Here is a 13,116-nt window from a genome sequence, read left to right on the forward strand (position 1 = left end):
TTCCGACGTTCCGACCAGATCCGACAGGCCGAAGCAGGAGCACCCCATGCCTCGAATGACCGCCGCCCGTGCGGCAGTTGAGATCCTCAAGCGTGAAGGCGTCACCCACGCGTTCGGTGTGCCGGGCGCAGCGATCAACCCGTTCTACAAGGCCCTCCAGACCGGCGGCGGCATCGACCACACGCTCGCCCGCCATGTCGAGGGCGCGTCCCACATGGCCGAGGGCTACACCCGCACCAACCCCGGCAACATCGGTGTCTGCATCGGCACGTCAGGCCCGGCGGGTACGGACATGATCACCGGCCTGTACTCGGCGATCGGCGACTCGATCCCGATTCTGTGCATCACCGGCCAGGCGCCGACCTCCGTGCTGCACAAGGAGGACTTCCAGGCGGTCGACATCGCCTCCATCGCGGGGCCCGTCACCAAGGCCGCGACCACCGTCCTCGAGGCCGCGCAGGTCCCCGGCGTCTTCCAGCAGGCATTCCACCTCATGCGCTCGGGCCGTCCCGGACCGGTCCTGATCGACCTGCCGATCGATGTCCAGCTGACCGAGATCGACTTCGACCCGGAGACGTACGAGCCGCTGCCTGTCTACAAGCCGGCCGCGACCCGCGCCCAGATCGAGAAGGCGATCGGCTTCCTGCTGGAGTCGGAGCGCCCGGTGATCGTCGCCGGCGGCGGCATCATCAGCGCCGACGCGTCCGACCTGCTCGTCGAGTTCGCCGAGCTGACCGACACGCCGGTCATCCCGACCCTGATGGGCTGGGGCACCCTGCCGGACGATCACGAGCTGAACGCGGGCATGGTCGGAGTCCAGACCTCGCACCGCTACGGCAACGCCAACTTCCTGGAGTCGGACTTCGTCCTCGGTATCGGCAACCGCTGGGCCAACCGCCACACCGGCTACAAGCTGGACGTCTACACCAAGGGCCGCACATTCGTCCACGTGGACATCGAGCCCACCCAGATCGGCAAGATCTTCGCCCCGCACTACGGCATCGCGTCCGACGCCAAGGCCGCGCTGGAGCTCTTCCTCGAGGTGGCGAAGGAGCTCAAGGCCGCCGGCAGGCTGCCGGACCGATCCGAGTGGGTCGCCTCCACACAGGAGCGCAAGGCCACCCTGCAGCGCCGTACGCACTTCGACAACGTGCCGATGAAGCCGCAGCGCGTGTACGAGGAGATGAACAGGGCCTTCGGCCCGGAGACGCGCTACGTCACCACCATCGGCCTCTCCCAGATCGCGGGCGCGCAGATGCTGCACGTCTACAAGCCGCGCCACTGGATCAACTGCGGCCAGGCCGGCCCCCTCGGCTGGACCATCCCGGCCGCACTGGGCGTCGCCACCGCCGACCCTCAGGCCCAGGTCGTCGCGCTCTCCGGCGACTACGACTTCCAGTTCATGATCGAGGAGCTGGCGGTCGGTGCGCAGCACCGCATCCCGTACGTCCACGTCCTCGTGAACAACGCCTACCTGGGCCTGATTCGTCAGGCGCAGATCAACCTGGACATCAACTTCCAGGTCAACCTGGAGTTCGAGAACCAGAACTCTCCGGAGCTGGGCGTCTACGGCGTCGACCACGTCAAGGTCGCCGAGGGCCTCGGCTGCAAGGCCATCCGCGTCACCGAGCCCGACCAGCTGCTGCCCGCCTTCGAGGAGGCCAAGAAGCTCGCCGCCGAGTACCGCGTCCCGGTCGTCGTCGAGGCGATCCTGGAGCGGGTCACCAACATCTCGATGAGCAAGACCATGGACATCAGCGACATCTCCGAGTTCGAGGAGATCGCCACGGAACCGGGCCACGCCCCGACCGCGGTCAAGCCGCTGAAGGTCTGACCTCCGCCACATCCACAGGGCCCGGTCCGGGCGGGTTCTAGCGATCCCCGCAACACCCTGATCTTCAGGGAGTTGCGGGGATCGTGGATTTTGAGGGCTTGAAGGTGAGGTTCTTCGAGGCGCTGGACCGGGCCCTGCCGCGTGCCTCGGGCCGGTGTGGGGCGGATGCGGGGCCCGGCCGTACTGCCGCTGCTCGCCCTGTGCTCGCGCCGAGCGCGGGCGCCGTCGACGACGCGGGCTCCGCCTCGGCGCTCGACTGGATCACCGGTCTGCGGCACGCGCGACGACGTCCGTACACCTGCACAAGCACCCCGCGCCGGCCGCGGAGCACCTGGTCGCAGGTGAACGCCGATGGGCTCGCGCGGCGTTCAGCCGCCGGCCCGACGCGCGAGCCGGGGCTCGCGGAGGTCGCCGCGGCCCGGCGGAAGGTCGGCGGAAGGCTGACGGATTCCGACTTGAGTCCGGCCGGAGTCCGCCGGAAGGCCCGCCGGGAGGCCGCGTACGCCTCGCAGCGGCGACGCGGAGGTGCCGGCGGACCGTGGCGGCCGCCCTCCCCATGAACCCCCGCGCCAGGGGGCGCGGGCCTCGGCAATACGGATCGGTACCAGGTCGTCCTCTGCCTGCGGAAGGCCCGCACCGGCCGCACCCGTGAGGCCCTGTGCGCGGCAGCGCGGTCGCCACCCCGGCCTCCGGCGGGAAAGGCGCGCTGAACGGGAACGCGCGTCAGGGCCCGGCTTCTGTGCGAAGGCCGGACCCTGATCGTCGAACGCGTGGCCCGGGACCGTACCGGATCACGCGCTCTGTCTGTGCAGTTGATGCCGCCCGACGGTGCGAGGCTGGCGCGACAGGACGTTCGCGCCGCCGGGCGGGGTCCTGGTGGCGTCGCCGGACGGAGTCCGGCACAGCCGGGGCCGAAGCCGCGAGGGCCGGGCGGGGCCAAGGGCTCCGGGGGAGGAGGGAGAGGTACTGGGGGTGGAGCTGGGACCGCGGTGGGGCGATTGGCCTGACGGGGCGGGCTCTTCAGGTCAGAACACGTCCCGTCAGGTCTTCACCACCGCACTGGCATCGCACGACCACCGCGGTCCTCGCTTCAGCCCGCCGGCGGACCACCCCTCATCCGGGTCCGCGTCGCGGGCTCACGCCCCCAGGTGACCTCCCGTCAGCCCCGGGGCGCAGTCTCGCCGTCAGTCCTCGCGCAGTGCGCGGACCGCCTCCTCCACGCGCTTGCCGTAGTCGGCGTCGGCGGCGTGGAAGTGGGCCAGGTTCTTCTCGATCACGTCGTCGCGGGTGACCTGGGAGAGGCCGCCGGCGATGTTGGCGACCAGGCGGGCCTTCTCCTCCTGCGACATCAGCCGGTAGAGCTCGCCTGCCTGGAAGAAGTCGTCGTCCTTGACGTGTGCCGGAGCGGCGTGGGTGCCGGTCCAGCCGCTGACCGCCAGCGGAGCCGACAGCGCGGCGTCCGTCTGGGCGGGACCCGCGTAGGAGTTGGGCTCGTAGTTCTTGTCGTGGCGCGAGCCGTGGCGGGTGGCCATCACGCCGTCCCGGCCGTAGTTGTCGGCGGTCCCCCCGTGAACAGCCTTCGGCGCGTTCACCGGCAGCTGCGTGTGGTTGACGCCGAGGCGGTAGCGGTGGGCGTCGGCGTAGGCGAACAGCCGGCCCTGGAGCATCTTGTCCGGCGAAGGGCCGATGCCGGGAACGAAGTTGTTCGGCGAGAACGCGGCCTGCTCGACCTCGGCGAAGACGTTGTCCGGGTTGCGGTCGAGGACCAGGCGTCCCACCCGCTGGAGCGGGTAGTCGGCGTGCGGCCACACCTTGGTCAGATCGAACGGGTTGAAGCGGTAGTCGGCCGCCTCCGCCGCCGGCATGATCTGCACGTACAGGGTCCAGGACGGGTTCACGCCCCGCTCGATGGCCTGGAGCAGGTCCGTCTGGTGGGAGTTGGCGTCCTGACCGACGAGTTCCGCGGCCTGCTCGGACGAGAGCGAGCGCACGCCCTGGTTGGTCTTGAAGTGGTACTTCACGAAGAAGGCTTCGCCCGCCTCGTTGGTCCACTGGTAGGTGTGCGAGCCGTAGCCGTTCATGTGGCGGTACGAGGCGGGGATGCCGCGGTCGCCCATCAGCCAGGTGATCTGGTGCGTCGCCTCGGGGGAGTGCGCCCAGAAGTCCCAGACGTTGTCCGGCTCCTGCTTGCCCGTGAACGGGTCGCGCTTCTGGGAGTGGATGAAGTCGGGGAACTTGATCGGGTCCTTGATGAAGAACACCGGGGTGTTGTTGCCGACGAGGTCGTAGTTGCCCTCCTCGGTGTAGAACTTCAGAGCGAAGCCGCGCGGGTCGCGCACCGCGTCCGCGCCACCGAGCGAGTCGGCGACGGTGGAGAAGCGGATGAAGGTCTCGGTGCGCTTGCCGACCTCGGAGAGGAAGGCGGCCTTCGTGAAGCCGGTGACGTCGTCGGTCACCTCGAAGTACCCGTACGCGCCCGAGCCGCGGGCGTGCACCACGCGCTCCGGGATGCGCTCACGGTTGAAGCGCGCGAGCTTCTCCAGCAGGTGCTGGTCCTGGAGGAGGATGGGGCCACCGACGCCGGCGGTGGCGGAGTTCTGGTTGTCGGCGACGGGGGCGCCGGACTCGGTCGTAAGCACGCGCTTCGACATCGTGACCTTCCGTACGGGAGCTGCACTGGGTGACGGTTCGAGGAGCGTAGATACGAGCCGAACGAAACGTCAACAGTTTGTTGAAAATGGAGGAGAGTGTTCCGGCCGGCGCCGGCGCCTGGGCGCGACAGGACAGGTGTCAGCGCCGACGCCGACCGGGGTATGTGGGGCCGTACTCGGCCTGGGAAAGGGCCTCCCGCGGCCCGGGCCGCAGGTAGCCCGGGCGGGGCCCGGTGATCGCTCTCCGGACGTGGCTGAGCACGGGGCGGGCCGCCGCCCGGGGTTGGCCGGCTGGAGCCGTACGAGGCTGAGCAGCACGGCGAGAGGCCGCTTCGCGGGCCGTGGTGTGGCCGGGGAGGGGTCTTTGCCGTGGGCCGCACGTGCGGGGCCGGGGTGAGCGGGCGGCGGGTTCCGCCGCCCGCCCCGGGGTGGCCGGAGGTCAGGCGGGCTGGTTGCCCGAGAGGCGCTCGACGGCGCGCAGCAGGGCCGAGTGGTCCAGGCCGCCGTCGCCCTGGGCGCGCAGGGAGGCGACCAGCTGGGCGACGACCGCGCCGACGGGGAGCGCGGCACCGACGTTGCGGGCGGCGTCGGTGACGATGCCCATGTCCTTGTGGTGGAGGTCGATCCGGAAGCCGGGCTTGAAGTCCCGGTTCAGGAAGTTGTCCTTCTTGCGGGTCAGCACGGTCGAGCCGGCCAGGCCGCCGTTCAGGACGTCGAGCGCGGCCTGCAGGTTCACCCCGGACTTCTCCAGGAAGACCACGGCCTCCGCGCACGCCTGGATGTTGACGGCGACGATCAGCTGGTTGGCGGCCTTCACCGTCTGGCCGGAGCCGTGCGGGCCGCAGAGCACGATGGTCTTGCCGAGGGCATCGAGGATCGGCTTGGCGGTGTCGAAGTCGGCCTGCTCGCCGCCGACCATGATGGACAGCACGGCCTCGATCGCACCCGCCTCGCCGCCGGAGACCGGGGCGTCGAGGACGCGGATGCCCTTCTCGGCCGCGTTCTTGGCCAGGTCGACGGAGGTCTGCGGGGTGATCGAGGACATGTCGATCAGCAGCGCGCCCTGCCTGGCGTTCGCCAGGATGCCGTCGGGGCCGTAGGCGATGGCCTCGACCTGCGGGGAGGCCGGGACCATCGTGATGACCACGTCGGCGTCCTTGACGGCCTCGGCGATCGAGCCGGCCGCGGTGCCGCCGGCCGCCGAGAGGCGGTCCAGCTTGTCCTGCTCGAGGGTGAAGCCGGTGACGGAGTAGCCCGCCTTCAGCAGGTTCTCGGACATGGGGGAGCCCATGATGCCGAGGCCGATCCATGCAATCGCCGGGCGGTTGGGGCGGGAGGAATCTGTGAGGGTGCTCATCGGGGGTACCTCTCTGAAAAGCGTGTAAGGGACGTCAGCGGGCGGCGCGCGCCCCGGCCGGCAGCCAGCCGAAGGACTCGGCGCTCGGGCGGTCGCCGGCCTTGTACTCGAGGCCGACCCACCCCTCGTAGCCGGTCTTCTTCAGCTCGTCGAGGAGTTGCTCCAGCGGGAGGGAGCCGGTGCCCGGCGCGCCACGGCCCGGGTTGTCGGCGATCTGGACGTGGCCGGTCCTGTCGGCGTACGCCGCGATGACCTGCGAGACGTCCTCGCCGTTCATCGACAGGTGGTAGACGTCCAGCAGGAACTTCGCGTTGCCGAGGCCGGTCGCGGCGTTGACCTTGTCGACGACCTCGATCGCCGCCGGGGCGCTGACCAGCGGGTACAGCGGCGACTCCGGCTTGTTCAGGGCCTCGACCAGCAGGATGGCGCCGACGCGGTCGGCGGCGCGGGCCGCGAGCACCAGGTTCTCCAGGGCGAGGGCGTCCTGGACCTGCGGGTCGGCGCCCTCGACACGGTTGCCGTACAGGGCGTTGAGCGCCTTGCAGCCGACCGACGCGGCGAAGTCGGCCGCGACCTCGATGTTGGCGCGGAAGCGGTCGGACTCGTCGCCCGGCACGGAGAGCGCGCCGCGGTCGGGTCCGGGCAGCTGCCCGGCGTAGAAGTTCAGGCCCACCAGCCGGGTGCCGGCGTCGTCGAGCGCCTTCTTCAGCGCGTCGAGCTCTGCCTGCGGCGGGGTGGGGGTCTCGATCCACGGCCACCACAGCTCGACCGCGGTGAAGCCGGCCGCGGCGGCGGCCGCGGGGCGCTCCAGCAGCGGGAGTTCCGCGAAGAGGATCGAGAGGTTCACGTCGTAGCGGTGGTCGCTGTATCCCATGGGGTTTGTGCGCCCCTTCCGTATAGCGGAAGTCTCTTTCTGTCTGACGGAATAATCTCCGGACGAGGTGACGACTGTCAAGAGCGGCCCAAAAAAAGCGCCTCCCGAGCGGGTCGTCGGAAGGCCGGTCGGGCCTTCTTCCGTCCCTGCTCGGGAGGCGTGCGGGGGATCGGGGGCGTCCCCCGCGTCCAGGTGGCTCCTCAGAGCGCGTCGACAGCGCTCACCTTCCAGCCGCCCGGCGTACGCGTCATGGTCATCCGGACCCGGTTCAGGTCGACCCGTTCACCGGTGACCTGCGTGCTGGTGGTGACCTGGTTGACGAACAGCAGCACCACGGCACGGTCCGGCGACGCGGACACCACGGAGGCCGCCGGAGCGTGGCCGTCCGGCGGTTTCACCACGCTCGCCCTGACGACCCCGTGGTACTTCTTCGCCGTGGGTGCCACGACCTTGCCGGTGGTCCTGCCGTACTCGTCCTTGAAGGCGCCGGTCAGATGCCCGCGTGCCGCGGCGAAGTCCTTGTCCAGGCTGCGGTAGTCGTACGACAGCACCACGGGCGCCGCCTTCCGCGCGGCGTCCACCGCCTCCGCCCGCGCAGCGTCGGTACGCCGCCCCTCGGCGTACTCCCACGCCAGCACACCGGCCGTGGCCACGGCGAGGACCACCAGTACGGCGAGCAGCGCGCAGAGCCGCCCCCGCCGTCGCCCGCGCGACGAGGAGGGCGTCTCCGCCTCGGGCTCCTCGGCCACCACGACGGGCCCGACATGCTGGTTCTCGTCCCTGCGGGCCTGCGACGCGTCGTCCGGGGCCGTCACGCGCCCGCGCGCGGGCGCGCGCGGCGTGTCCGGTACGTCCCCGCCGGGGCCGGGCCGGACACGCTCTGACCGCTTCGCCGCCGCGCGGGCGGCCGCCGTCATGGAACGGCTGCCCTGAGGGGTGGAGCCACGGCCCCGGATGGTCGCCTTCGCCACGGTCTTGCTCCTCACTGCTTCTCGTACAGGTGTGCTCGGGCGGCCGCCGGGTCAGCCGACGAACTCGACATCGGACGTCAGCCAGCGGCCCCGCTCGAGCACCAGGTCGAGCTGGAGCCGGTAGGTGCGGGCCTGCCCCTCGGGCGCGGCCGTGTTGGTCACCTTGCTGTCGGCGACGACCAGTACCCGCGCCGACTTCTCGTCGGACCTGACGATGCCCGCCTCGAGCACCTGGCCCTGCGACACCGACTTGTTGGCGGCGACGAGCTTGGTCAACTCACCGGTCTGCGCGGCGAACTGCTTCCTGAAGTCGCCGGTGGCACTCTTGAGCACGTTCCTGCTGTCCCGGTCGTAGTGCCGGTAGTCCAGCGAGGTGAAGTTCAGCGCCGACTGGCGGGCGGCGGCCAGCACGTCCTGGCGCCGGTCGGCCGCCGCGCGCTGCTCGTACACCTCGACGCACAGCCAGCCGCTGAGCGCCGTCGTCGCGACGGTCGCCACGGCGAGCGTCGCCGGCAGCGCCGCGCCCCGGCGCGCCGCGGTGGCCAGCCGGTCGCCGAGCCGCCGTGCGCGGCCGGCGCGCGTGTCGTCGGCGGGTGCGTCGTCCGTAGGCGTGTCGTCGGCGGGCGCCGGGCCTTCGGGCGCGTCGTCCATCTGTGCAGGGTCTTGGGGCGCGTCCTCGCGTACCTCGTCCGCGCTCATGCCATCGGTCCCACGAGCAGCCATTGCCACGAGTCCTTTCCGAACGTGCTCTGTTGACCGCCCGTCGAGCCGATCTCGACGAGCGTGCCGCCCGGCCCGGCGAGCGTGCCGGTCTCCGGGTCGTACGGGGTGACGTGCGCCGCCGGACGTGCGCCGCCGCCGGATCCCGAGGGGCCCGGCGCGTTCTGGGCGCCGCGCACCGAGGTGTTGCTGCCGCGCGGCTCGGTGCAGCGCGCCCCGGTGTTGGCGGGCCGCTCCGAGGTGTCCGCCGGGTCGCGCCGCGAGGTGCCGTAGCCCTGGCGGCACGGCGGCGGGTCGTCGGCGTTCACGACCATGCCGAAGTGGGTCGTGCCGTCGCCCGGGATCACGGTGTAGCTGCCGGCGACGATCACCGGGAAGGTCACCAGCGCCTGCTCCACGCCGGGCAGCCGGGCCACGGTGACCTGGCCGCCGCTGATCAGGTTGGAGAGCAGTACCGGCAGGTGCGTCTCGTTGGACTTCAGCAGCGAGTCGACCTCCTGGGCGGCCGGGGCGGTGTTGCCGATCAGTCGCCTCAGATCGCCGTCACGTGCCTTGAGTTCCGCGGTCAGCGCGGCCAGGTCGCGGGAGAACGATGTGATCGCCGACCCCTTGTCGCTCTGGGTCTTCAGGACCACCCGCGAGTCCTCGATGAGGGAGATCGTCTCGGGAAGGTGCTCGGAGGCCGACTCGACCAGCAGGTTTCCGGAGTCCACCAGCTTGCTCAGATGCGGCCCGGTGCCCGCGAACGCCTTGCCGAGTTCGTCGACCGTGACCCGCAGATCGTCCTTGCCGACCGAGTTCACCAGCCGGTCCAGGCTGAGGACGAGCGCCGTCGTGGGCAGCGGGACACGGGTGTCGGCGCGCGGGATCTCGCTGCCCTCGCGCAGATACGGGCCGTCGGAGCGGCGCGGCTGGAGGTCGACGTACTGCTCGCCGACGGCGGAACGATTCGCCACCACGGCCAGCGTGTCCGCCGGTATCCGGGTCCCGTCCTCGATGTCCAGCGCCACCGAGACACCGTCCGCGTCGCTGAGCCGCAACTCACCGACCCGGCCCACCGGAACGCCCCGGTAGGTGACCTCGGCGCCCTCGAAGATGCCGCCCGACGCCGCGAAGTCGGCCCGCACCGTGTAGCCGCGGTCCAGCAGGGCGTCGACGAGGCCGGTGTAGCGGGCGCCGACGTACGAACATCCCACGGCGGTGACCGCGGCGAAGGCGATCAGCTGGGCCCTGACCATACGTGTGATCACGGCTGCATCCCCTTCAGCATCAGCTCGGCCAGTGCGAGATCGATTCCCCCGGGCAGCCGGCGTCCGTCGCCGCCTCCGTAGGCGACCTGGCTGCCCGTGCACACCGGCGGGCACAGCGGTCCGTCGCCGCCGGGGGGCGGGGGCGTGTCCGGCGTCGGTGCGCCGGGGACTGCGGGCGGCGCGGTCGGCAGAGGTGCTTCCGGCAGGCCGGGCACCGCGGGCAGGCCGGGCGTGCGGGGGACCTCCGGCAGTTCGGGTTCCTCCGGGCCGCCGGGCCCGGCCGGTCCCTCCGCGAGGTTGCCGTAGACGCTCGCGAGGTCCAGATCCGCGGTGATCTTGAGGTTGACGTAGTCGCCCTTGATGGCGCCTGTCACATTCCGGGGGAACGGATAGGTCGTCAGAAGCTCCAGCGAGTCGGGGAGGTCGTTGCCGGCCTTGTTCAGCTGCTGGAGGATCGGCCGCAGGCTCTTGAGGTTGGCCACCGTGTCCGCGTGCGAGGCATCGATCACCCGGGTTCCCGTCTTCCCGAGATCCGCGAGCGAGGTCAGCATCGCCGTCAGGTTGCGGCGCTGGTCGGCAAGGACCTTCAGCGCGCCGGGAATCGTGTCCACCGCCTGCGCGATCGTCTCCTTCTCCGCGGCGAGCCGCTTCGCCAGCCGGTCGATGCCCGCCAGCGCCCGCACGATCTCCTTGCGCTGCTCGTCGAGCCCGCCGATGAACGTGTCCAACTCGCCGAGCAGGTCCTTGACCCGGTTCTCCCGGCCCTCCAGCGCCTTGTTCAGCTCCACGGTGATCGTCTTGAGCTGCGCCACACCGCCGCCGTTCAGCAGCGCGGAAAGGGCGGAGAGCACTTCCTCGATCTCGGGGTTGCGCCCGGTGCGCGACAGCGGGATACGCGCACCGTCGGTGAGCCGTCCCTCGGCCTGGATGCCGGCCGGCGGGGACAGGGCCACGTACTTCTCACCGAGCATGCTGGTCTGCCGCAGATCGGCGACGGCGTTGCCGGGCAGCTTCACATGGTCCGCGATACGCAGACGCACCCGGGCGTGCCAGCCGACCAGCTCCACTTTCTCGACCGCGCCCACGGTGACGTTGTTGACCTTCACCGCCGACTGCGGCACCAGGTCGAGGACGTCCCCGAAGTCGGCCGTCACGTGGTAGGCGTTGCCGTCGGCGGCCGCGCCGCCGGGCAGGTCGATGCCGTACAGGCCGTTGAACTCGCAGCCGGTGAGCAGTACGGAGCCCATGGCGGTGACCAGGGCGACGGCCCGGTGTCTGCGGGGTGCACTCATGCGCGTGCCTCCAGTATTCCGCCGAGCGTCCGGTCGACCTGCCCGGTGCCCGGTGCCGGGCCGGCGTGCGGCACCTTCGGCAGTGAGTCGAACAACTTCTCCAGCTCCGCGCAGTCCGGGGTCTCGCCCCCCGCGTCGCCGGTGGTCTTCAGCAGCGAACACAGCAGTGCCGCCGGGTCCTGGGGGTGGTCCGGGTTGTTGCGGGTGTCGAGGGTGCCGGAGGAGGGGTTGTAGGCGTTCTGGAGGTTCGACAGGCCGGTGGGCGCGACCTCCAGCAGCTCCGCCAGCGCCGCCCGCTGGGTGACCAGCACCTTGGTGACCTTGCTGAGCCCCTTCACGTCGTCGGTCAGTGCCTTCTTGTTGTTCTTCACGAACCTCGAGACGTCGCCGAGCGCCGCCCCCAGGTGCTTGAGGGCCGCCGCGAGGTCCTTGCGCTCCCCGGCCAGTTGATCGGCGACAGCGGCGAGACTGTCGTTGAACGACCGCACGCTCTTGTCGTCGGCGGCGAGTGCCGCGGTGAACACCTGCAGATTGCGCACGGTGCCGAACAGGTCCTCCCGGCCGTCGGACAGCGTGGTCACCGCGAGGGACAGGTCCTCCACCGTCCGGTGGATCTGTTCGCCCTGTCCGTCGAGGTTTTCGGCGCTCACCCCCAGCAGGCGGGAGAGCGAGCCGTCCTTGTTGGCGCCCTTCGGGCCGAGCGCCTCGGCCGTCGTGTGCAGGCTGTCGAAGACCCGGTCCAACTCGACCGGCACCGCCGTGCGGCTCTCGGGGATCACCGCGCCGTCGCGCATCACGGGCCCGTCCCGGTACACCGGCAGCATCTGTACGTAACGGTCGCTGACCACCGAGGAGTTGATGATGGCGGCCCCGGCGTCGGCGGGTATCCTGCGCCCGGGCTCGTACTCGAGCTGCACGCGCACCCGGCCGCCCTCCGGCACGATCTCGGTGACCTCACCGACGCGTACACCGAGCACCCGCACATCGGAGCCCGGGTAGATGCCCACCGTGCGCGGGAAGTACACGGTGACACGTACCGGTTCCTCGCGCGGCCACAGCGCGACCGCGGCGCAGACCAGCAGCACCGCGGCGACGGCGGCTGCCGTCAGCCGCGCCGTACGGCCCTTCGGGTTGAAGCGGATGCGGCTGAAGCGGGTCGCGTTGAAACGGATGCGGCCCTTCATCGCGAGCCTCCTGTCCGGGGGACCACCGGAGCGGCGACCATGTTCTGGATGTAGCTGTCGAACCAGCGGCCGTTGCCGAGGGTGTTGGTGAAGACCCGCACGTAGGGGGCGAGCAGCGCGACGCTCCGGTCGAGGCTCGCCTGGTTGCGCTCCAGCATCCGCACCACCTGGTTCAGCCCCTCCAGTGCCGGGCCGATCTCCTTTTCGTTGTCCGCGACCAGACCGGAGAGCTGGACACCGAGCGCGGCCGAGCTCTTGAGCAGCGCGTGGATCGCCGCCCGGCGTCGTGAGATCTCCTTGAACAGCGCATCGCCGTCCTTGACCAGGGTGGTGAACTCACCGGAGCGATCGGCGAGCACCTTGGTGACCGAGTCGGCGTGCTTCAGCAGCTCGCGGAGGTCCTCGTCGCGCGAGGCCACCGTCTTCGAGATCTTCGACAGACCCTTGATCGAGGCGCGTACCTCCTCCGGCGAGTCCTCGAAGGTCGTCGAGATGGTGTCCAGGGCCTTCGACAACTGCTCCGTGTCGACCTTCTCGCTGGTGGTCGTCAGATCGCCGAACGCCTGGACGACGTCGTACGCCGGGGTGGTGCGCTCCAGCGGGATCTCGCTGCCGGGCGGCAGCCGTCCGGACCCCTTCGGCTGCAGGGCCAGGTACTTCGCGCCCAGGATCGTCTTGATCCGGATGGCCGCGCCGGTCCTCGTGCCGAACTCCGGCTCGCCCTTGATCTTGAAGGTGACCTTCACATGGTCGCCGGCGAGATCGACCTCGTCGACCTTGCCGACCTTCACCCCCGCGATCCGCACCTCGTCACCCGGCTTGAGCCCGCCGGCCTCCGAGAAGGCCGCGCCGTAGGTCTCCCCGCCGCCGATCACCGGCAGGCTGTCGGCGTTGAACGCGGCGGTCGTCAGCAGCGCGAGCACGGTGATGCCGGCCGCGCCGATCACCACCGGGTTCCTCTCACGGAACGGCGTCATCGGCCT

At 70.8% G+C, this 13,116-nt stretch carries 10 protein-coding genes; 1 reads left to right on the forward strand and 9 read right to left on the reverse strand.

Annotation, left to right across the window (positions count from 1 at the left end):
• The first annotated feature begins 46 nt into the window (after positions 1-46).
• Positions 47-1,834, forward strand: a complete 1,788-nt coding sequence (gcl, locus tag AB0903_RS06840; protein ID WP_366699707.1) for a glyoxylate carboligase — start codon at positions 47-49, stop codon at positions 1,832-1,834.
• Positions 1,835-3,018: 1,184 nt separating this feature from the next.
• On the opposite strand, the gene AB0903_RS06845 is transcribed toward gcl, so the two are convergent.
• From AB0903_RS06845 to AB0903_RS06885, 9 genes are all read right to left on the reverse strand, one after another.
• Positions 3,019-4,485 carry a catalase gene (locus AB0903_RS06845; RefSeq protein ID WP_366699709.1) on the reverse strand — a complete coding sequence of 489 codons (1,467 nt, stop codon included), beginning with the start codon at positions 4,483-4,485 and terminating at the stop codon, positions 3,019-3,021.
• Positions 4,486-4,924: 439 nt separating this feature from the next.
• Positions 4,925-5,842, reverse strand: a complete 918-nt coding sequence (locus tag AB0903_RS06850) for a 2-hydroxy-3-oxopropionate reductase (RefSeq protein ID WP_366699711.1) — start codon at positions 5,840-5,842, stop codon at positions 4,925-4,927.
• A gap of 34 nt (positions 5,843-5,876) precedes the next feature.
• On the reverse strand, positions 5,877-6,716 hold the full coding sequence (locus AB0903_RS06855) for a TIM barrel protein (protein ID WP_366699713.1): 840 nt from the start codon (positions 6,714-6,716) through the stop codon (positions 5,877-5,879).
• 200 nt (positions 6,717-6,916) lie between these two features.
• Positions 6,917-7,687, reverse strand: a complete 771-nt coding sequence (locus AB0903_RS06860; protein ID WP_366699715.1) for a hypothetical protein — start codon at positions 7,685-7,687, stop codon at positions 6,917-6,919.
• Between the two features lie 51 nt (positions 7,688-7,738).
• Complete coding sequence (locus AB0903_RS06865; protein WP_366699900.1) at positions 7,739-8,203, reverse strand: hypothetical protein; 465 nt, start codon at positions 8,201-8,203, stop codon at positions 7,739-7,741.
• A 179-nt stretch (positions 8,204-8,382) separates the two neighbouring features.
• The gene (locus tag AB0903_RS06870) at positions 8,383-9,657 is read right to left on the reverse strand and encodes an MlaD family protein (protein WP_366699717.1); all 1,275 of its coding nucleotides are present in this window, start codon (positions 9,655-9,657) and stop codon (positions 8,383-8,385) included.
• Positions 9,654-10,949, reverse strand: a complete 1,296-nt coding sequence (locus tag AB0903_RS06875; RefSeq protein WP_366699719.1) for an MCE family protein — start codon at positions 10,947-10,949, stop codon at positions 9,654-9,656. Before AB0903_RS06875 ends, AB0903_RS06870 begins: the two co-directional genes overlap by 4 nt.
• Entirely contained in the window at positions 10,946-12,133 is a 1,188-nt protein-coding gene (locus AB0903_RS06880; protein WP_366699721.1) for an MCE family protein, read from the reverse strand. The genes AB0903_RS06875 and AB0903_RS06880 overlap by 4 nt, the downstream gene beginning before the upstream one ends.
• On the reverse strand, positions 12,130-13,110 hold the full coding sequence (locus AB0903_RS06885) for an MCE family protein (protein ID WP_366699902.1): 981 nt from the start codon (positions 13,108-13,110) through the stop codon (positions 12,130-12,132). The genes AB0903_RS06880 and AB0903_RS06885 overlap by 4 nt, the downstream gene beginning before the upstream one ends.
• Between the last annotated feature and the right edge of the window lie 6 nt (positions 13,111-13,116).

The organism is Streptomyces sp. NPDC048389 (genome assembly GCF_040706335.1).
Taxonomy (GTDB): Bacteria; Actinomycetota; Actinomycetes; order Streptomycetales; family Streptomycetaceae; genus Streptomyces.

Coding starts and splice junctions, on each gene's coding strand:
- gcl (WP_366699707.1), top strand. CDS start 47: ATGCCTCGAATGACCGCCGCCCGTGCGGCAGTTGAGATCCTCAAGCGT.
- AB0903_RS06845 (WP_366699709.1), bottom strand. CDS start 4,485: ATGTCGAAGCGCGTGCTTACGACCGAGTCCGGCGCCCCCGTCGCCGAC.
- AB0903_RS06850 (WP_366699711.1), bottom strand. CDS start 5,842: ATGAGCACCCTCACAGATTCCTCCCGCCCCAACCGCCCGGCGATTGCA.
- AB0903_RS06855 (WP_366699713.1), bottom strand. CDS start 6,716: ATGGGATACAGCGACCACCGCTACGACGTGAACCTCTCGATCCTCTTC.
- AB0903_RS06875 (WP_366699719.1), bottom strand. CDS start 10,949: ATGAGTGCACCCCGCAGACACCGGGCCGTCGCCCTGGTCACCGCCATG.
- AB0903_RS06880 (WP_366699721.1), bottom strand. CDS start 12,133: ATGAAGGGCCGCATCCGTTTCAACGCGACCCGCTTCAGCCGCATCCGC.
- AB0903_RS06885 (WP_366699902.1), bottom strand. CDS start 13,110: ATGACGCCGTTCCGTGAGAGGAACCCGGTGGTGATCGGCGCGGCCGGC.